This is a genomic window from Pseudomonas sp. GW821-FHT02A08 (assembly GCF_059422045.1).
Window position 1 is genome coordinate 22,855 of the sequence record NZ_JBWKWD010000026.1, and the last position, 18,703, is coordinate 41,557.

Below are 18,703 nucleotides of genomic sequence, written 5' to 3' on the forward strand. Positions count from 1 at the left end.
CTACACAATCAGGATCAGGCCAGGCTATCCGGATCCCCGAAGAACAGCTTTATGGTAGATAAATCCAGTAGATTGTGGCTAAAGCCAGCAATTAAGCGATAAGACACAGATGTAGGGAATTAAGTAGCTTGATAGGGCTATGCGTTAATTCTATAATTTTGGGGGCTAACTGGCACAGAATGGGCTAGGTACACACTATGTTGGATTTAAGCTTCAGCAAGCCGAGCGAAGTCGTCAAGCGCCTCTGCGATCGCTTGCGCACAGAGCGCTTGGCGCTGGACATGACACAAGCCGACCTGGCCGGGCGTGCCGGCATCGGCACAAACACAGTGTCCAATCTTGAAGCCGGGCGCAATGTCGGATTCGAGAACGTCGTTCGGGTGGCGATGGCTCTTGGCCGAACCAAGGAACTGGAAGGCCTGTTCCTGCCAAAGCTGGACAGCATCGAAGATATTCGGCGCTACGAAAACAGCGCCAATCGTCTCCGTACAAAGAGGAAGTCCGGCAATGCTTGAGCAGGTGAACGTCTTCTACGAGGGATGGGGTGAGCGATGGCAATGGGGCACGCTGGTCTCCACGACTGCCCTGACCGGTCGCCCGCTGATCGTGTTCGAGTACAGCAATGAATCCAGGCAAAGGGGCTTGGAGCTGTCCTCCTACACGCTGCCGTTGGAGGGGACTCAGTTGCGCCGAGATTTCCCAGACCACCAACTGTACTTGCCAGGGCCTGTTTACGACTCCTTGCCGGATGGGTGGGGCATGTTGCTGATGGACCGTATGTTCAGGCGCCGCGGGCTCACCACGGCGCGCATCGGCTCACTGGAACGGCTGGCCTACATCGGTAGCAATGCAATGGGGGCCATGACGTTTGAGCCAGTGGCACCCGAAGGGCAGGAGTCTGAAGTCCACATCCCGCTGGAGCAGCTTGCCGCCGAAGTAAAGGAAGTACTCCATGGAGACGGTGGCGAGTTCCTGCATACGTTGCTGCTGGTGGGCGGCTCGCCTCAAGGTGCAAGGCCTAAGGCCCTCGTCTATCGCGATCCCGAAACTGGCCGGTTTACCACTGCCGTCACGGCGGGCTTTGAAGCATGGTTGATTAAGTTCCCGGCCAAAGAAGAACATGCCGAGGTGTGCGCTATCGAAATGGTCTACGCCGAATGCCTGCGCATGTGCGGTATCGAGACCCCTGACACGCAGTACTTCAGTCTGCCTGATGGCTTGGCTGCGTTTGCCAGTAAGCGATTTGACCGTCGGGATGGACTGCGCGTACCCATGCAAAGCCTCGCGGCCTTTACGGGGGCAAATTACCGGTCTCCGGGGGTGTTGGACTACGTCAACTTCTTGCGGGCAACACAGATGTGTACCAACGACGTGCGAGAGATGGCGGTGGCCTTCGAACGTGCCGTCTTCAATGTTGCGTTCAACAACAGAGACGATCATCCCAAGAACTTTGCCTACATCATGTCGCAAGACGGTCAGTGGAGACTGTCGCCGGCTTACGACGTGACCTTCTGCGAGGGGCCAGGTGGATATCACCAGATGGATGTGATGGGGGAAGCCCTGTCGATTTCCCGCACGCAAATGCTTCGGCTTGCCGAGGAAGCCGAGGTGCCCCCGGACGTTGCAGGCACAATGATTGACGGCATTTGTGATGTGGCGAGCCGGTTTGCAAGCATCGCCGAGGACCTATGCCCACAGGTTATTACTCGAGACACCTTGCGCACGATCCAAGGCCGCATCGATCAGAACGTAGCTCGGTTACACCGCGGTCATGTGGGCAGCGGTCGCCGTTGAAGATCGTGAGGAGCGGGCGACTCTCATAATCGATGCTGCCGTGTGCTTCGAGCATGTAGGGTCCTGTGCTGTCGAAGATGTTGGTGTTCGGTCTATCAAAAGGCAGGAATGATCAGATAAACAGCCTGCTCGACGGCGCTAGAGACTCTCAGGGTCGCCAAAAAACATCTGTATCCGCGACCTCAACCAGCGCTCCCCCGGGTCATTATCCTGCGACCCGCGCCACGCCATGTGCAACTCAAAGCTGCGCACCGGCAACGGCGGATCTTCCGCGCGCACACCGCCTGCGGCCGTCAGCGCATCGGCCGTGTAGTCCGGCACGGTTGCGACGATGTCAGTGCCGGCCAGCAAGGTGCTCAAACCATTGAACTGCGGCACGGCGAGCACTACATGCCGCTTGCGTCCGAGTTTTTCCAGTTCTTCGTCAATAAAGCCGCTGAGGTCGCCGGCGAACGACACCAGTGCATGGGGGCGAGCACAGTAATCATCCAGGCTTAACGGCCCCGGCACGGTGTCGGCACGCAACAGCTTCGGCTGGCTGCGGCGCAGTACCTTGCGCTTGGCGTTGGCCGGCAGGTCGGTGGTGTAGCTGACACCGATGGATATCTCGCCGGATGCCAGCAACCCCGGCATCAGGATGTAGTTGACCCGACGCACCACCAGCACAATCCCCGGCGATTCGGCACGCAGGCGCTTGAGAAGCATGGGCAGCAAGGCGAACTCGACGTCGTCCGAAAGGCCGATGCGGAACACGGCGGTACTTGTGGCAGGATCGAACTCGGCCGCACGGCTGACGGCGGTGGAAATCGAATCCAGTGCCGGCGAGAGCAGGGCGAAGATCTCGACCGCCCTGGCGGACGGCTCCATGCTGCGGCCTGTACGCACAAACAAGGGGTCGTCGAACAAACCGCGCAGGCGCGAGAGCGCCGCACTGATGGCTGGCTGGCCGAGGAACAGTTTTTCCGCAGCACGGGTCACGCTGCGTTCGTGCATCAATGTTTCGAAAACGATCAACAGGTTCAGGTCGACACGACGCAGGTCATTACGATTCATCTGGAGTCCTGGCAGAGTCAGCAAACTTGACGTGGGCGGCCATATGAGAACAATGGCCAGCAGGAATATTACGGGGAAAGACTGGTACTCTGCACCGGGTAATTCAGTTTTCCTACAAAGGTGGCTTCAATTTCTTACGACATTTGACGATGTTGCTGCCCCTGCGGAATCAATGACAGGCATGTCGACTATTAATAGCCACAGATAGTGTTGGGTTGAAAGCCCAGCTAGAGTTCAAGGCATTAGAGGTTCAATTGGCGAGGTTTGTGATGTCCCGCACGATTCGTTTTCACAAGTTTGGTCCAGCCGAGGTGCTCAAATGCGAAGAGCATGCGGCGGCACTGCCTGCACCGGGCGAAGTGCAGGTGCGCGTCGAAGCGATCGGCATCAGTTGGTATGACACGCTCTGGCGCCAGAACCTGGCGTCGTCCCGCGCCCATCTGCCTTCCGGCCTTGGCCAGGAAATGGCCGGTATCGTCACGGCTGTCGGTGAGGGTGTCGATGACCTGGCGATAGGTGACAAGGTCGCCAGTTTCCCGGCCCAAAGCCCGAACGACTATCCGGTCTACGGCGAACTGATCGTACTGCCGCGCTCGTCGATGACCCGTTACCCGGACGTACTCACCCCGATCGAAGCCAGCGTGCATTACACGCCGCTGTTGGTCGCCTATTTCGCTTATGCCGACCTGGCACGGGTCAAGCCCGGGCAATTCGCCCTGGTGACTGACGCGAGTCATTGCGCCGGACCTTCGTTCGTACAACTGGGCAAGGCCTTGGGTGTTCGAGTGATTGCCGCAACCAAGTCAGCAGAAGAGCGTGAGTATCTGCTGTCACTGGGTGCCGAAAAAGTCATCGTTACCGAGGAAGAAGATCTGCTCATGCGGATCAACAAAATCACCGATAACCGCGGCGTGGACGTGGTGTTCGATGGTTTGGGCGGTCCGCAGATGTCGTTGCTGGGCGACGTGCTGGCGCCTCGCGGCAGCCTGGTGCTGTACGGCCTGCAAGGTGGCAACCAGACGCCTTTCCCGGCCTGCGCAGCGTTTCAGAAGAACATTCAGTTTTTCGTGCACTGCATCGGCAACTTCACGGGCAAGCCGGAGCTGGGCATCACCCAGGACCAGGCCGCACTGCAACGTGCCTTGCGCGACATCAACCAACTGACCGCCGACCGCGTTCTGCTGCCGCTCAAGACCCGGGTCTTCCCGTTTTCCGAGTTCGTCGAAGCGCACCGCTACATGGACGAATGCCCGTGTCGCGAACGGGTCGCGCTGCAGGTCGAACCGGCCTGATACTTACCCAACAGCCCCTCCAAGAGTCCGTGCCCACACGGACTCTTTCGTTTACGCCCCGAACCCCGTCGATCCACAGGCCGCTTCAGCAACTGAACTGGTTTTTGTCCGTAATCTGTAGCTTCTAATCAGCCACTAAGCCCTGATAATTGAATGATTACTTTCATCTCAAGGAATGAGTCATGGCTGGGTGTCAGGCTGAAACTTTTCACTGTGCGCCATCGGTGCAAATCTCAAAATTAGTTTGTTGTTTAGTTGCCAAAAAGACAGCGACAACTTCCTTCCTTATTTCTTGTGCTAAGTGTCTGTGGGACCTTGTCGGATATTTCCTAGGACTCTGGTTTAAAGCGAACAAACCCTTGCCATCCGGGCGCCTCAGCTTCACCTTTGCCGCTGAAATGAGGGGGTGTGGCGATCGTTTAAAATGTTTTCAATAAAATTCAAGTGTTAGCATTTGGCAATAAAGTCAATGACTCCATTCGTGCAGACAGTCCAACGGGATTTGCTGTCTGCACGATATTTAACTTACGAGTATCAGGTAAATAAAGATGACCAGCATCCATGACCAAGCGATGAACTATGTCTATCAACAAGTGCTGCAGCGATTGCTGGGTTTTTTCTCCCGTGCCGAACGCACTGCATTGCAATTGTTGATTCAGCGCCTGGCAGTCGCGGCCGGGGGCATGGAGCGCATTGGCGATTACAAGGTGTTGGCGATCCAGTCCGGGACCCGAGACAACTGCTACACCCTGGCACTGTTGCGTGCCGCGCAATTGACCATCGCCACGCGGACACCGGCGACATTCCAGTTACGCATCGCCTCGTTACGGTTGAACGGAACAAACTGCGCGGCCATGGAAAACATGCACCGGACCAACAGCGCGTTGTTTGTCTATGACGATCCCCGGGTCGAGGTGTTGATGGTCGATGATCGGGAGGTCTTGCCGTTCAACCACCTGACCCCGATTTCCGACGCCGGGCGCGAATCCAGCCGCCTGAACCTGCTGCTGATCGGCCATCGCCGGGAGTGGCGCGGCGGGTTCGACCTGTGGGACGACGGTTATCTGGCCACAGGCGAGTTCTACGGACAAATCGCCCGTTGGGACGGTGGTGTCGACGCCTTGCTCATCAGTGACACGCCGCGCCAGCAGAAGCATTTCATCGAGGGTTTGAAACGTGCCGCTACCAAGGCCGGGCTCCAGTTTTCCCACACGGGCGAGGCCGGTTATACGGGGTTGTTTGCATTGCTCGATGAGCTGGGCAGCGACTGTTATCAAGCGTTCTACGCCGATTACGGCCAGGCCCCGTGGCGTCCGCAAGAGCACTTCGAGACCTGTCGTCGTACGGCCTGCATCGATATTCACGACCTGCTGGTCAGCAACCCGGACGAGCGTTGGCCATTGTTGACCGAGTTTCTCGGCTTCCAGCCAGACGAACTGTCCGCGCAGATCAGCGACAACGAATTCGTCAGCCCGTTGATCACGGCGCACATCCGAGGGTTGCATGCGTGCTTCGTGCAGAACCGAAATTACGAATCCGGTGTTGCGCAATACCTGCAAGGTGCCTTGGTGATGATGCGCCGCAAGCACTTGTCCGAGCGATTGTGCGAGCAGGCCATCGAGGTCTTTGGCAATCCGGCGACATTGGCCGAGTTGCGCGCCCGAGCGGCGGCCGAGACACAAAAGAACCTGGGGCTGAGCGAAGCACAACTGGTGTGCCTGCTTTTTGCGCCCTTTATCGAAAACGGCGCGGGGCTCGAGCGTTTTCTGCGTCAGTGCCATCCGGGCATGCTGGTGGCCATGCCCGAGTTGCACAAGGCCATGCAGGGGCACCCGGTCGCCGAACAGATCATGCAATGGATGGTTGATGTCAGCGGATTGCCCGTCAGCCTGATTGGCCAGCTTTACCGCATGGAGTGGACGCCCGCAGGCGGTGGCGAGGCGACCGAATCAATTATCCAAAGGGCCGCGTCGCATAATGCGCTGGGCGATCCTGATGCCGGCATCACGCTGGAGGATGAATGGTCAGCGGGTCACTGAGCGTGGGCGGGTTTTCAGCCAGAACGGTTGGCCTTCAACCATGAAAGGTCCACGAGAAACGGATTTCGCCTATCAGGCGGTTTATCGATACCTTGTCAGCCTGATCAACGAGTCTGAAGGGGATTCGCGCATCCGCCTGCCGTCGCTGCGGCACCTGGCGGAGCGCCTCAATGTGTCGATCTCGACCATTCAGTACGCCTATTCGCTGCTGGAGAAAGAAGGGCGCGTCTATTCAGTGGCCAAGTCTGGTTACTACGCGTTGCCGGTGTCCTCGATCAACCTGCAGGACAGCGGCAGCGACTTGCTGGAAGCGGTCTACGTCAATGCCAGGCGCCCGGGAGTGCTGGTCCTGAGCGCCGATGAGCCGGCGTTGCTGCAGCCGCTCGACAGTCCTTTGTTGCTGCTGGAGCGGGAGTTGCTGCGTCAGTATCCCCGCCAGCCGCAGTCGCCTTCGCAACCCTGTGGCGAACTCGAATTGCGCGCAGCCCTGGCAGCACGCTACACCACGTCGCCCATGCGTTACTGGCACGCCGATGATGTCTACATCGGCGCTGACCTTCGCGGCGTACTGGAAATCCTGATCGCCGTGCTGGGCTTGAAAGACGCCACGGTGGTGGTCGAATCTCCGTGCGACTGGACGATCCTGCGCTTGTTTCAAGCCGCCAGCGTGCGGGTGATCGAGTTGCCTGTGCAAACCGATGCCTGCCTGGATCCGCAACGTCTTGAAATGTTGCTCGATACCGAACCGGTAAGGCTGGTGATGCTGTCATCGGCCCTGAACATGCCCCGTGGCAGCCTGGCGCCTGACGAAAACAGGCAGGCCATTGCCCGGCTTCTGGCCGCGCATGACAGTTGGGTGTTGGAAAACGACTGCTATGGCGAACTTGGATTCGACCTGGGCTGCGTGCGGTTTCGAGACTTGCTGGACCCTGAACGGCTAATGGTGTTTTCCACGTTCGAGAAAATCATCGGGCCTGAGGCGCCCTACGGTTATCTGCTTTCAAGGCATTTGAGTGCGGAACTGCAACGGCATTTTCTGCTGCGTTCCTTCCGACTCTCGCCGATTCGCCAGAAAGCCATCGCCCGCTTGTACAGCAGCGGGCGCATCGATCAACACCTGCTGGTACTGCGACGGCTGCTCAAGGAGCGCAAGAGTCAAATGACCCTGCTGTTGCAGGAGCGATTGGGAGATGCCTTGCATTTCGTCGAGCCAGAAGGTGGTGCAACGGTCTGGGCGCGCTCGTTGCGTCGGGTCAATGTCCGCCGTGTGTTCCAGCGCCTGTTGGCGCATCAGGTGGTCATCGCGCCAGGCGAGCTTTTCAGCCTCCACGGCCTGCACGGGCAGCATTTGCGCCTGAGCCATACCTTCGGCGGCGATCACAACCTGGCGGCCGCACTGGGATTGCTGGGGGATGCGCTGCGTCTGGAATCAGTCGAGTGAGTGACAAAAAATAACAACCTCCACTGTGTTGGATCGATCCCATCGCCTTGCGGTCAAACTGCCAGTAAACTGCGACCCAATTCCTGAACCACTCTATTCCAGAGGTTTTGCATGACACTCAGTCCTTTTGCGGGTAAACCGGCACCGGCAGAATTGTTGGTCGACATCCCGCGACTGGTAACGGCCTATTACACCGGCCAGCCTGATGCCGCGATTTCGACCCAGCGCGTTGCCTTCGGCACGTCCGGGCACCGGGGCAGCTCGTTTGACTTGAGTTTCAACGAATGGCACGTGCTGGCGATCAGCCAGGCGATCTGCCTGTACCGCGAAGCTCAAGGTATCGATGGCCCGCTGTTTGTCGGTATCGACACCCACGCGCTGTCCACGCCGGCCGGCGCCAGCGCCCTAGAAGTACTGGCAGCCAACGGCGTGACCGTGATGATTGCCGCTGGCGACGAGTACACGCCGACACCGGCCATTTCCCATGCGATTCTGTGCTACAACCGTGGGCGCACCAGCGGCCTGGCGGACGGCATTGTCATCACGCCGTCCCACAACCCGCCGCAAAGCGGTGGCTACAAGTACAACCCAACCAACGGTGGCCCGGCCGATACCCATATCACCAAGTGGATCGAAGCCAAGGCCAACGAACTGCTGGCCAACAAGCTCGCTGGCGTCAAGCGCATCAGCTACGAGCAGGCGTTGAAGGCCAGCACCACCCATCGTCACGACTACCTCAACACCTATGTCGCCGATCTGATCAACGTGATCGACTTCGACGCCATCCGCGACGCCAAGCTGCGCCTGGGTGTCGATCCGCTGGGTGGAGCAGGGGTGCGCTACTGGTCGGCGATTGCCGAGCATTACCGCCTGGACCTGGACGTGGTGAACAAAGAGGTCGACCCGACCTTCCGTTTCATGACCGTCGACTGGGACGGCCAGATCCGCATGGACCCATCGTCCAGCCACGCCATGCAAGGTCTGATCGGCCTGAAAGAACGCTTCGACGTGGCGTTTGCCTGCGATCCGGACCACGACCGCCATGGCATCGTCACCCCGTCTGGTGGCTTGCTGGCGCCGAACAATTATCTCGCCGTTGCCATCGACTACCTGTTCCAGAACCGTCCGCAATGGCGTGCCGATGCCGCCGTGGGTAAAACCGTGGTCAGCAGCGGCTTGATCGATCGAGTGGCCAAGCGCCTGGGTCGTCGCCTGTACGAAGTGCCGGTCGGTTTCAAATGGTTTGCCGACGGCCTGTTCGATGGCTCCCTGGGTTTTGGCGGCGAAGAAAGCGCCGGTGCCTCGTTCCTGCGCAAGGACGGCGGCGTCTGGAGCACTGACAAGGACGGTTTGATTCCGGCCCTGCTGGCCGCCGAGATGACCGCCCGTACCGGCCGCGACCCGAGCCAGGCGTACCGTGCCTTGACCGACGAACTGGGTGAGCCGTTCTCGGTACGGGTCGACGCCAAGGCCAATCCGGAGCAGAAAGCCTTGTTGAGCAAGTTGTCGCCGCAACAGGTTACCTCGACCCGACTGGCGGGCGAGCCGATCCAGAGCATCCTCAGTCACGCACCGGGCAATGACCAGGCCATCGGCGGCCTCAAGGTCATGACCGAGAACGGCTGGTTCGCGGCGCGCCCATCGGGTACCGAGGACATCTACAAGATCTACGCCGAAAGCTTCGTCAGCGACGACCACCTCAAGCAACTGGTGGCCGAGGCGCAAACGCTGGTCGATGGAGCCATTTGCGCGAAATAAACACACAACCCTGTGGGAGCGGGCTTGCTCGCGAAAGCGGTGTGTCAGTCACTATCTAAGTAGCCTGATACGACGCCTTCGCGAGCAAGCCCGCTCCCACAAGGGGTTCGCTGCAGCAACTAAAAAGGGGCGACCAGCACGGTCGCCCCTTTTTTGTGATTGCCCTCAGACGATCACGCCAGGTCCACCAACACGATCTCACTGTCCTCGATGGCAGTCACACGCAGTACCTGCTCATCGGCCACCGCGACACCGTCTCGAGCTTCTGCGCGCAAGCCATTGACTTCAATGACCCCGGTAGCCGGGACCAGGTAGGCCCGACGCCCGCTGTCCAAAAGGTATTCGGCCGTTTCGCCGGCCTTCAGATTGGCGGCTACCAACCGGGCATCGGCGCGGATGCGCAGGCTCTGATCGTCGCCTTCCTTGCCGCTGGCCAGGGTGACAAAACCTTCGCGGTCGCCTTTCGGGAACGGCTTGGCGCCCCAGGACGGGGCCAGGCCGGACTCGTTCGGGATGATCCAGATCTGGAAAATCCGGGTCGGCGTCGCTTCCAGGTTGTACTCGCTGTGGGCGATCCCGGTACCGGCACTCATGACCTGGACGTCACCGGCTTCCGTGCGGCCCTTGTTGCCAAGGTTGTCCTGGTGGGTAATGGCGCCTTCGCGGACATAGGTGATGATTTCCATGTCCCGGTGCGGGTGTTGCGGGAAGCCGGTGCCGGGAGCGATCACGTCGTCGTTCCAGACCCGCAGGTTGCCCCAGTTCATGCGCTTGGGATCGTAGTATTCAGCGAACGAAAAATGGTGGTGAGCATCCAGCCAGCCGTGGTGAGCGCCGCCGAGCGAGTTGAAAGGCCTGAGTTCAAGCATGATCGTCTCCAGAAAAGGTTGGTCATGGGGCCAGGTGCCTGAGCCACGAAGCGAGACCGGTGAGTGATGGCGGCCATCATCCAACAGGCAACAATCGATAAAAAGCGTAAAAAATGCAGCATTCCCATCGAATGGATTGATATAAAACGAACTCGAAAGTTTCTCATCCAGCATTCACTTCATCGCATAAGCCAATGAGTCATAAGCAATTGACTAGAACTCGACGGCAAATGCAGACACCATAGCGCTCAACAGCCTCACACCCTGGAGTCAGTCCGCGTGCCGCAACACACCCCCGATCTTCCGCCTGAACTTCGCCCCTTGGCCGAGATGCCGCTGATCAAGCGATTGCTCGCCCGATTCTTCGGCTACAGCCTGACCCGCCTGCACGCACAGCATCGTGCGTCGTGGTTGCATGGCCAGGCCGACGGTTTTCGCAGCGGTCACAGCGCCGGGGTCGATTACGGCTACAAGGAAGGCAAGCTCGAAGGGCTGGAGGAAGGGCGGCAGGTCCTGCTGATCCGCGACTCGCGCAGCACTGAATACCGACCGCCGAATGTCGATGACCTGCTGTTCGACGATTGGCGCCTGCCGTTGAGCGCCGAGTTGAAGAAGCGCATGAAGGCCGATGTCGCCCGGTTGTTGCCGGCCCATGCCCAGCCCAGCGCCGCACAGTGGAAAATGATCTTCAGCGATACGCCATCCACCTCGGTGATCGCGGGTGCCGGTGCAGGCAAATCGACCACGCTGGTGCTGCGTATCTTGCTGTTGACCCATTACCTGGGCTTCGAGCTGAGCTCGATGACGGTGGTGACCTTCACCCGCGAGTCGCGCAAGGACTTCATCAACAAGCTGATCGAACTGTTTGCGCTCTGGGGCCGCGAGATCAGTTTCAAGGAGGCGCGGGACCTGGTGCGCACCTTTCACTCGCGGATCCTGCCGATGGTCCGCAGCCTTCCGGGTTTCGAGCGGTTACAGGCTTTCGAGAACCTCAGCCTGCGGACCGCACAGGGTGATGAGGAGGTCGACAGTAATCCGTTCGACCTGCGCATCAACGACGTTCAACGCCAACAGCTCAACGCCTGCTATCACCGGCTGCACAGTGACGACGAGCGTTTTCGCGAGCTGATCAAGCCGTTGTCCCGGCATGCCCTGCAACTTAAGGAACTGGAGCGCGATCACCCGGATGTGCAGAAACGCATGGGTGTGACCGAGCTCGCCTCCAAACGCGATGAAGAGCTGTGCGATGCCATCGAGGACCTGTGGTTTCGCGCCGGTGCCTGGCCCATCAAGGGCATCGAACCGAATCGCCAGTCGTTCGATATCAACGGTTCGACATTCCATTGTCACGGCTACATCCCGTCCCTGGATGCCTGGGTGGTGCTGGGGTTCGATCCTCGGGAAAACCCGCAGGTCACGCGACCGAACGCCAAGCTGACGGTGCGCGCAGAGTGGGCAGTAAAGCGCACCCTGTTTCAAGCTTTCTGTCGTAAGCCTTTGATATGGCTGGATAGTTATGAATCATCAAAGCGTGTCTTGGCCTCGCTTGCCGGTGATGCCAGCGCCGGGCCGGGCTTCGATTACAAGGTCAAGGGCGAGCTCACTTCAGCGCCGCTGCTCGATTGCTTTGTCGCCGCCGCCGGGTTCATCGAAAACCTCGGCCTGGATGTGCCTGGCGCCGTGGGGCAGATGAGTTTCGCCAAGGACGATCCCGACCGGTTCTTCTTCGAAGCCTTGAGTCTGTACTGGCGGGCGCTGGAAGATCACTTGCTGGATCAGAAACCACCGATCATGACCTACAACCGGATGTTTGCCCTGTTCAGCGAGCATTCGCCGGAGAACCTCAAGCTGCTCGGCGATGAGCTGCTGCGGCCGCTGTCACACCTGATGATCGACGAATTCCAGGATGTCTCGCCGCAGATCGTCTCCTGGGTCAGGGCCAGCCTGGCAGAGATCCGCAGTCGCGGGCCGGCCATGCACGTCGGACGTGCAGCCCAACGTTCCTCGCTGCTCTGTGTGGGCGATGACTGGCAGTCCATCTATGGTTGGCGCGGCAGTTCGCCGACCTACTTCATGGAGTTCAACAAGGAATTCCCGTCGCCGAGCACCACCAAGGTCATGCTCAGCGACAACTACCGCAGCCACCAGCACATCATCGATGCCGCCGAGCACATCGTGCGCGCCGCACCGGCCATTGCCGGGAAGAAAGCCAAGGCCAGCGGCGAACCCAAGGCATTGCTGCCGGTGAACGTCCTCGATCGTGATGACCAAGGCATGGCCCAACGCCTGACGGAACATTACCGAAAGGGTGATTCAATCTTGATGCTTTATCGAAAAAGTAGCGATAAGTCATTGATAGAAGAGCATATCAAGTCTGTAGTTAATGTTGATTCCAGCTTGCCGTATGAGGCGCGCAGGCTCAAGCAACTGACCTATCACAGTGCCAAGGGCCTCCAGGCCGATGCGGTGTTTTTGCTCGGGGACTGCCAGCACCTGACCAGCTCGCCTTACAAGAATCAGGTTTACCGGATGGCAGGCCTGGGCAAGGCCGGTGACAGCGAGCCCTACGACAACGCCCAGAAGGACGAGATCCTGCGGCTGGCCTACGTGGGCATTACCCGCGCCGTCAGCCATTGCTACTGGTACGTCGATGCTCAGGACACCCAAGCCGCGAACATGCCCAAGGCCTCCGACCGGATCGGCAAGGGCAAGGCGTTCTTTGTCGACCATCGTAAAAGCCAAACCATGGCCTGATTTTGTAGGAGCGAGCTCGCTCCTACAGGCAATAGCACTCAACAAAAAGCCCACTTGAAGTGGGCTTTTTTGGGGGTGGACAGGCTTCAGGCATAACTCCTGAGGGCCTGCGGTGGAACGAAGGCTTCAAGTTCATCCTCCACCGCTTCGATTATTCGCTCTACATCCGCTGCATTCATGACGGTGGCGCACGGAATACCGGCAATGGCGATCATGGTCTCGCCAGTGGCACGATCAAAAAGACGGGCAATCATGCTGCCCGGCGCGTCCATGCTCGCCTCGAAACCCATGGGATGAAAATGCCAGCGCATCAGCTGGCAGGCGTTTGGAAACGTAACCTTACTGAACCCTTTATTCATGTGTTGCCCGCCTTCATTATCGAGCGCGTCCGTTAGCTCATGGTAGGAGGGAAGAACCTTCATTGGTTCAACCAGTGACAGTTTTTAAAAGTAGCACCCGGATGTGAAAATAATGTGGAGTTTTCAGGTCGTTTGGCGATTGCCGGCGTTTTTTTTGATCCAGCTCACGCTTATCGGCCATTTGCGAGCACCTGCCATCATCGGTTTAGTCGTTGAAGACATTGCGTAAGTTGGGCAAGCTCGGTCTTTTTCCGTCGAGATGTTCAATGCACGCCGATAATGATGGCCCGCTGCAAACCCAGGTCACGGGCGAGACGGTCATGCGCTATCACTTGCGCTGGAAGCACCGGGATCTGGACGGCGTCATGGCGCTTTATCACCCTGAAGTCCAGTACAACGACTTTTTCCAGAACCGGGTCATGGGCTTGGCCGAGTTGCGCGAATATGTACGCAGCAGCATGCCCCGGGATCCGGATGAGGCGCTGGAGCATTCCGACCGTATTCGACTGGACGGCAACACGGCGTTCATTCAGTACCGCATCACCTTGCGCGGCGGTGAAGGGTTGGTGTCGTTCCGGGCCAGTGAGGCGATCACCGTCAAGGACGGGTTGATCTGGCGGGTCAATGAATACGCCTCGCTGGTGCATGAACAACCCGCAACAAGCCAGGCTTCCAGCAACCAGCGCCCGGCGGTCAGCCGGCTCGGCCTGTCGCCGCGCCAGTTGAGCTTCATGGCCGATGACCTGCAGCAGTATTTCCAGGGTCAACAGCCATATCTGGACCCGGAACTCGATCTGCAACGGGTGGCGAAGGAGTGTGGCTACAGCCGCAACCAGATTTCCTACCTGTTGAATCAGGTGCTGGGCCAGAGCTTCTACCGCTACGTCAACCAGGCGCGCCTGCAACATTTGCTCGCAGCGCTGGATACCGCCACACCGCCAGTGCGTATCGATGAGCTGGCCTTCGCTGCCGGATTCAATTCGCTGTCGGCGTTCTACAGCTGTTTCCGCCAGCACACCGGCCAGTCACCCAAGGCCTACGTCAAACAAATTTCTTTGCGTGCACGCGCGCAAGACAGCGCCTGAGCCCACGCACTAGGATCGACGCCATCGAAGTTCGAGTGGCGGAGTCTTGCATGCCGGCGTGGCGCACTATCAGTTTGTGGATGGACCAGCTCGACGAGCCTCTGTTGGCACGTCCGGCGCTGGAGCGGGACCTGGATGTCGACGTGGCGATCATCGGCGCGGGCTACACCGGGCTCTGGACCGCGTACTACCTCAAGCAACACAAACCAGACCTGAACATCGCCATTGTCGAAGCGCAAACCGCCGGTTTCGGTGCGTCGGGGCGCAATGGTGGCTGGCTGATGGGCAATTTGCTGGGTGAAGATCGCCTGCTGGCCAGGCTGTCGGCCGAAGATCGCCGTGCCTCCTACGATTTGTTGCACAGCATTCCGGATGAAGTGGAGATTATCCTCGAACGCGAGGGGATCGACTGCGACTACCGTAAGGGCGGGGTGCTGTATTGCGCCGCACGCTATCCGGAGCAGGAGGCCGGCCTGCGTCACTACCTGGACGACCTCCATCGCCAGGGCCTCAACGACAGCCACTATCGCTGGCTGAACCCGGAGCAACTGGCGCAACAGATCCGCGTCGCCAAGCCCTATGGCGGTATCTACGCGCCGCACGTGGCGACCATCCACCCGGCCAGGCTGGTACGGGGGCTGGCCCGGGCTGTGGAGCGCCTGGGCGTCAGAATCTACGAAAACAGCCCGGTCACCCATTGGCAGTCCGGCAGCCTGCGCACGGCGAAAGCTTCGGTGCGCAGTCGCTGGGTGGTGCCGGCGGTAGAAGGTTACTCCGTCACGCTGCCGCCGTTGGGGCGTTACCAGATGCCGGTGCAGAGCCTGATCGTCGCGACCGAACCCTTGTCGGCGGCCACCTGGGACGAAATCGGCCTGAGTCGCGGCCAGGCGTTCAGCGAGGCCAGTCGCCAGGTCACCTATGGTCAGCGCACCGCTGACAATCGATTGATCTTTGGCGCCCGTGGCGGCTACCAGTTCGCGGGCAAGCTGCGCCACGATTTCGACCTGAGCACTGACGAAATACAGCTGCGACGCTACCTGTTCGGCGAACTGTTCCCGCAGTTGAAGAACGTGCAGATCACCCATTCCTGGGGCGGCAACCTGGGCATGTCGCGGCATTTCCAGCCGCACATGCTTTGCGATCGGGCCAATGGCATTGCCTTGTCTGGCGGCTATGGCGGGGAGGGCGTTGGCGCCAGCAACCTGGGAGGCCGCACGCTGGCCGACCTGATCCTGGGGCGCGACACCGATCTGGTGCGCCAGCCGTGGGTCATCCCCCAGCGCGGCCTCGACGCCCTGCGGGCCTGGGAGCCGGAGCCGATCCGCTGGCTCGGCTACAACGCGATCATCCGCAGCTTTGTCCATGAAGACCAGACCCTGGCCAACCCGGCCACTGCGCCCTGGCGGCGCAAGCTGGCCAGCGGGGTGGCCGGTTTCATGGAAGGTTTCATGCACTAAACGGTGCGCTCTTCATCTACAGGCTACATCGACAGGTATTCCCATGAGCATCACGCAATTCAAGAACACCGCAACCCTGAAACTGGACGAATCCACTCCGGTCGCCGTACCCCTGGGTACCCCCGTGGCCGTGGCTTCGACCACCAGCGTCGAACGCGACGACGGCGTCGAGACCGGCGTCTGGGAATGCACCCCCGGGCGCTGGCGGCGGCAGATTGTTGCCCAGGAGTTCTGTCATTTCATCCAGGGCCGCTGCACCTTCACCCCGGACGGCGGCGAACCCCTGCACATAGAAGCCGGCGACGCACTGATGTTGCCGGCCAACAGCCTCGGCATCTGGGACATCCAGGAAACCGTGCGCAAGACCTACGTTCTGATTTTCTGAATTTTCATCTTTGATCCTTTGATTGCCTGCCAACAAAAAAAACCTACAGGAATCGACTCATGATCCGAAAGACACTGATCCTGGCCCCGCTGATGCTCGTGGCATCGATCAACCAGGCCGCCGAAACCGTCAAGATTTACAACTGGTCGGATTACATCGCGCCAGACACCACGAAAAACTTCCAGAAAGAAACCGGCATCGGCTTCACCTACGACGTCTACGACAGCAACGAGACCCTCGATGGCAAGTTGATGACCGGAAAATCCGGCTACGACGTGGTGTTCCCGTCCAATCACTTCATGGCCCGGCAGATTGAGGGCGGCGCCCTGAAGAAACTCGACAAGAGTCAGTTGCCGAACTGGAAGAACCTCAACCCGGTATTGCTCAAGGCATTGCAGACCAACGACCCGGGCAACGAACACGGCTTCCCGTACCTGTGGGGCAGCACCGGCATCGGCTACAACATTGCCAAGGTCAAGGCCGTGCTGGGGGACAATGCCCCGGTGGATTCCTGGGACCTGATCTTCAAGCCCGAGAACATGCAGAAGTTGCAGAAGTGCGGCGTGGCCATCCTCGACAACGGCCCCGAACTGCTACCGGCCGCGTTGAACTACCTTGGGTTGCCGCCTCACAGCAAGAACCCGGAAGACTACAAGAAGGCCGAAGCCCTGCTGCTGAAAGTGCGGCCGTATGTCAGTTATTTCCACTCGTCCAAGTACACCAGCGACCTGGCCAACGGCGATATCTGCGTCGCGGTCGGCTTCTCCGGCGACATACTGCAGGCGGAAAACCGCGCCAGGGAAGCCAACAATGGCATCGACATCGGTTATTCGATTCCCAAGGAAGGCGCCGCGATCTGGTTCGACATGGTCGCCATGCCGGCCGACGCTCCGGACGAGAAAGCCGGTTACGCCTTCATGGACTACCTGCTGCGTCCGGACGTCATGGCCGGCGTCAGCAACTACGTGCATTACGCCAATGGCAACGAGAAGGCCGACAGCCTGATCGACCCGGCGATCAAGAACGACACCAAGGTTTACCCAAGCCCGGAAATGATGGGCAAGCTGTTTGCGCTGGAGGCCATGCCACTGAACATCGATCGGGTGCGTACCCGGGTCTGGAACAAGATTCGCACCGGCAGCTAAAGCGGGAGCGGCCATCGGGACAGGACGTCCCGAGGCCATCTTCATCAGCCGACCGGCTCGGCTGCGCAACTCATCTGGCCTGAGCCGGGTATCTGGAAAAACACGTCATCGCCCAGTTGCCAGAAGCTGTAGCTGCCTTTGTAATCCTTTCCCGTATACCGGGTTCCGGAATTATCGGGCACCTGGTTCAGCGTAACCGAGGTGTTGGCCCATTTCAGAAACACCACGCCCGGTTCGACGGTAAAGAAGGTCGCGGCGACCAATGCGTTAAACCCTGCGCAACGATAAGCCAATGGGCCTTCCGTGAGTCTGCTGGGGTCCTTGGTTCTGGCAATGGCCGAACCCTGGCGCAGTTGGAACGCACGCTCGGCGTAACTTCGCACGATGCACGCCTTGGCTTGGGTCCCGCCACCACACTGGTTACGGGACTCAATCCAGAACCGCTGATCGATCTCGACTTTATTCGGGCGCGGCACTGAATGGTCGTCGCTGAGCGCCAGCAGATAAAGACGATTGAGTTCCAGGTCCATGCGCGCCAGTTGAGGGTCGTGACAGACAAGCTTTTCGGCGGATGCCTGGGGCGTGGCGCAATCGAAACTGGTTTTGTACGTTGGCAAGGGCTTTGGCTTGGCTTTTTTGGCGGCGTCACACACGCTCGCCGTCACGCACGCGCTGACGGCGAGCACAGAGGCCAGAAGTGGCATGACCATTTTCATTTCGGCGTCACCTGAGTCTTTGCGTGATGCCCGTATTGCAACGCCTGTGTCGAAGCGTTGCACAGTCATTCGGTCGCACGGGGTCTATCGAGTGTAAAGCAGTGCTCGAAACCTGCCACATCGTGCCAGGAGAAACGTCAGTCTTCTTCTTCGCGAATCGTCGCCACTTCATCGGCCCTGACTTTCACCGTTGCACCGGAAATGTCCTCAAACTCAAAGAACCCGTCCTTGGTTTTAGTCTTCGGCATGTCCTTGGTCAGGTATTGAGTGCCGTTCTGCAGCGTCACCACCGTTGGCGTCGAGCAACCGGCCAGCGCCAGCAGGGCCGCTGTCGCCAAGGGCAAGCCCAATGTCTTGATGTCCATGATCACCTCCCGTTCGTTTAAAGCAGCGCCATCAGCCCGAGGCTGTCACTGCACCTGTATGGCGGTTGGTGCCGCCAGGGGGCAGAAAGTTCTACTGCCTTGGGAAAAATCCGTATTGCGCCGCCATTTATCCTTTTCCGATTGCGCCACGAGGCGTGGAACTGGTATCTGTATGCATAACCAGTATCTAT

The 18,703-nt window shown here is 59.2% G+C and carries 16 protein-coding genes; 11 read left to right on the top strand and 5 right to left on the bottom strand.

All coding sequences use genetic code 11. The features are described from left to right. Positions 1–197 precede the first annotated feature (197 nt). Entirely contained in the window at positions 198–515 is a 318-nt protein-coding gene (locus tag AC07W4_RS18415; protein WP_008053646.1) for a helix-turn-helix domain-containing protein, read from the top strand. Next, the gene (locus tag AC07W4_RS18420) at positions 508–1,794 is read left to right on the top strand and encodes a type II toxin-antitoxin system HipA family toxin (RefSeq protein WP_495033440.1); all 1,287 of its coding nucleotides are present in this window, start codon (positions 508–510) and stop codon (positions 1,792–1,794) included. Before AC07W4_RS18415 ends, AC07W4_RS18420 begins: the two co-directional genes overlap by 8 nt. Positions 1,795–1,932: 138 nt before the next feature. On the opposite strand, the gene AC07W4_RS18425 is transcribed toward AC07W4_RS18420, so the two are convergent. Then, entirely contained in the window at positions 1,933–2,847 is a 915-nt protein-coding gene (locus AC07W4_RS18425; protein WP_008053644.1) for a LysR family transcriptional regulator, read from the bottom strand. Between the two features lie 269 nt (positions 2,848–3,116). Between AC07W4_RS18425 and AC07W4_RS18430 the strand changes: the two genes are divergently transcribed. The 4 genes from AC07W4_RS18430 (at position 3,117) to pgm (ending at position 9,377) form a co-directional block, all read left to right on the top strand. Continuing rightward, entirely contained in the window at positions 3,117–4,139 is a 1,023-nt protein-coding gene (locus tag AC07W4_RS18430; RefSeq protein WP_495033441.1) for a zinc-dependent alcohol dehydrogenase family protein, read from the top strand. A gap of 548 nt (positions 4,140–4,687) precedes the next feature. After that, positions 4,688–6,178, top strand: coding sequence for a hypothetical protein (locus AC07W4_RS18435; RefSeq protein ID WP_495033442.1), 1,491 nt, complete (start codon positions 4,688–4,690; stop codon positions 6,176–6,178). Between the two features lie 40 nt (positions 6,179–6,218). Continuing rightward, positions 6,219–7,619 carry an aminotransferase-like domain-containing protein gene (locus tag AC07W4_RS18440; RefSeq protein WP_495033443.1) on the top strand — a complete coding sequence of 467 codons (1,401 nt, stop codon included), beginning with the start codon at positions 6,219–6,221 and terminating at the stop codon, positions 7,617–7,619. A 111-nt stretch (positions 7,620–7,730) separates the two neighbouring features. Then, the gene (gene pgm / locus AC07W4_RS18445; RefSeq protein ID WP_495033444.1) at positions 7,731–9,377 is read left to right on the top strand and encodes a phosphoglucomutase (alpha-D-glucose-1,6-bisphosphate-dependent); all 1,647 of its coding nucleotides are present in this window, start codon (positions 7,731–7,733) and stop codon (positions 9,375–9,377) included. A 173-nt stretch (positions 9,378–9,550) separates the two neighbouring features. On the opposite strand, the gene AC07W4_RS18450 is transcribed toward pgm, so the two are convergent. Continuing rightward, complete coding sequence (locus tag AC07W4_RS18450; protein WP_495033445.1) at positions 9,551–10,246, bottom strand: pirin family protein; 696 nt, start codon at positions 10,244–10,246, stop codon at positions 9,551–9,553. Between the two features lie 279 nt (positions 10,247–10,525). Between AC07W4_RS18450 and AC07W4_RS18455 the strand changes: the two genes are divergently transcribed. Next, positions 10,526–13,000 carry a UvrD-helicase domain-containing protein gene (locus AC07W4_RS18455; protein WP_495033446.1) on the top strand — a complete coding sequence of 825 codons (2,475 nt, stop codon included), beginning with the start codon at positions 10,526–10,528 and terminating at the stop codon, positions 12,998–13,000. Positions 13,001–13,086: 86 nt separating this feature from the next. Here the strand turns inward: AC07W4_RS18455 and AC07W4_RS18460 are convergent, their stop codons facing one another. Next, positions 13,087–13,359, bottom strand: coding sequence for a DUF1652 domain-containing protein (locus tag AC07W4_RS18460; protein WP_008050083.1), 273 nt, complete (start codon positions 13,357–13,359; stop codon positions 13,087–13,089). A 266-nt stretch (positions 13,360–13,625) separates the two neighbouring features. Here AC07W4_RS18460 and AC07W4_RS18465 point away from each other — a divergent pair, with 266 nt between their 5' ends. The 4 genes from AC07W4_RS18465 to AC07W4_RS18480 are packed head-to-tail and all read left to right on the top strand — an operon-like array spanning position 13,626 to position 17,431. Then, a complete protein-coding gene (locus tag AC07W4_RS18465; protein ID WP_495033447.1) occupies positions 13,626–14,444 on the top strand; it encodes a helix-turn-helix domain-containing protein in 819 nt (272 codons plus the stop codon). A gap of 50 nt (positions 14,445–14,494) precedes the next feature. Beyond that, the gene (locus AC07W4_RS18470; RefSeq protein ID WP_495033448.1) at positions 14,495–15,901 is read left to right on the top strand and encodes an NAD(P)/FAD-dependent oxidoreductase; all 1,407 of its coding nucleotides are present in this window, start codon (positions 14,495–14,497) and stop codon (positions 15,899–15,901) included. A gap of 43 nt (positions 15,902–15,944) precedes the next feature. Then, a complete protein-coding gene (locus tag AC07W4_RS18475) occupies positions 15,945–16,286 on the top strand; it encodes a cupin domain-containing protein (RefSeq protein WP_495033449.1) in 342 nt (113 codons plus the stop codon). Between the two features lie 59 nt (positions 16,287–16,345). Further along, on the top strand, positions 16,346–17,431 hold the full coding sequence (locus tag AC07W4_RS18480) for a polyamine ABC transporter substrate-binding protein (protein WP_495033450.1): 1,086 nt from the start codon (positions 16,346–16,348) through the stop codon (positions 17,429–17,431). A 44-nt stretch (positions 17,432–17,475) separates the two neighbouring features. Here the strand turns inward: AC07W4_RS18480 and AC07W4_RS18485 are convergent, their stop codons facing one another. Together AC07W4_RS18485 and AC07W4_RS18490 are read right to left on the bottom strand one after the other, a co-directional pair. Next, positions 17,476–18,147, bottom strand: a complete 672-nt coding sequence (locus tag AC07W4_RS18485; RefSeq protein WP_008050090.1) for an MliC family protein — start codon at positions 18,145–18,147, stop codon at positions 17,476–17,478. Between the two features lie 137 nt (positions 18,148–18,284). Next, a complete protein-coding gene (locus AC07W4_RS18490) occupies positions 18,285–18,512 on the bottom strand; it encodes a YgdI/YgdR family lipoprotein (RefSeq protein ID WP_495033451.1) in 228 nt (75 codons plus the stop codon). Between the last annotated feature and the right edge of the window lie 191 nt (positions 18,513–18,703).

What these genes read in the sequence shown, in the direction of transcription:
- AC07W4_RS18420 (WP_495033440.1), top strand. Translation starts at nt 508, where the DNA reads ATGCTTGAGCAGGTGAACGTCTTCTACGAGGGATGGGGTGAGCGATGG.
- AC07W4_RS18435 (WP_495033442.1), top strand. Translation starts at nt 4,688, where the DNA reads ATGACCAGCATCCATGACCAAGCGATGAACTATGTCTATCAACAAGTG.
- AC07W4_RS18450 (WP_495033445.1), bottom strand. Translation starts at nt 10,246, where the DNA reads ATGCTTGAACTCAGGCCTTTCAACTCGCTCGGCGGCGCTCACCACGGC.
- AC07W4_RS18480 (WP_495033450.1), top strand. Translation starts at nt 16,346, where the DNA reads ATGATCCGAAAGACACTGATCCTGGCCCCGCTGATGCTCGTGGCATCG.
- AC07W4_RS18425 (WP_008053644.1), bottom strand. Translation starts at nt 2,847, where the DNA reads ATGAATCGTAATGACCTGCGTCGTGTCGACCTGAACCTGTTGATCGTT.
- AC07W4_RS18470 (WP_495033448.1), top strand. Translation starts at nt 14,495, where the DNA reads ATGCCGGCGTGGCGCACTATCAGTTTGTGGATGGACCAGCTCGACGAG.
- AC07W4_RS18430 (WP_495033441.1), top strand. Translation starts at nt 3,117, where the DNA reads ATGTCCCGCACGATTCGTTTTCACAAGTTTGGTCCAGCCGAGGTGCTC.
- pgm (WP_495033444.1), top strand. Translation starts at nt 7,731, where the DNA reads ATGACACTCAGTCCTTTTGCGGGTAAACCGGCACCGGCAGAATTGTTG.
- AC07W4_RS18490 (WP_495033451.1), bottom strand. Translation starts at nt 18,512, where the DNA reads ATGGACATCAAGACATTGGGCTTGCCCTTGGCGACAGCGGCCCTGCTG.
- AC07W4_RS18440 (WP_495033443.1), top strand. Translation starts at nt 6,219, where the DNA reads ATGAAAGGTCCACGAGAAACGGATTTCGCCTATCAGGCGGTTTATCGA.
- AC07W4_RS18485 (WP_008050090.1), bottom strand. Translation starts at nt 18,147, where the DNA reads ATGAAAATGGTCATGCCACTTCTGGCCTCTGTGCTCGCCGTCAGCGCG.
- AC07W4_RS18465 (WP_495033447.1), top strand. Translation starts at nt 13,626, where the DNA reads ATGCACGCCGATAATGATGGCCCGCTGCAAACCCAGGTCACGGGCGAG.
- AC07W4_RS18460 (WP_008050083.1), bottom strand. Translation starts at nt 13,359, where the DNA reads ATGAATAAAGGGTTCAGTAAGGTTACGTTTCCAAACGCCTGCCAGCTG.
- AC07W4_RS18415 (WP_008053646.1), top strand. Translation starts at nt 198, where the DNA reads ATGTTGGATTTAAGCTTCAGCAAGCCGAGCGAAGTCGTCAAGCGCCTC.
- AC07W4_RS18475 (WP_495033449.1), top strand. Translation starts at nt 15,945, where the DNA reads ATGAGCATCACGCAATTCAAGAACACCGCAACCCTGAAACTGGACGAA.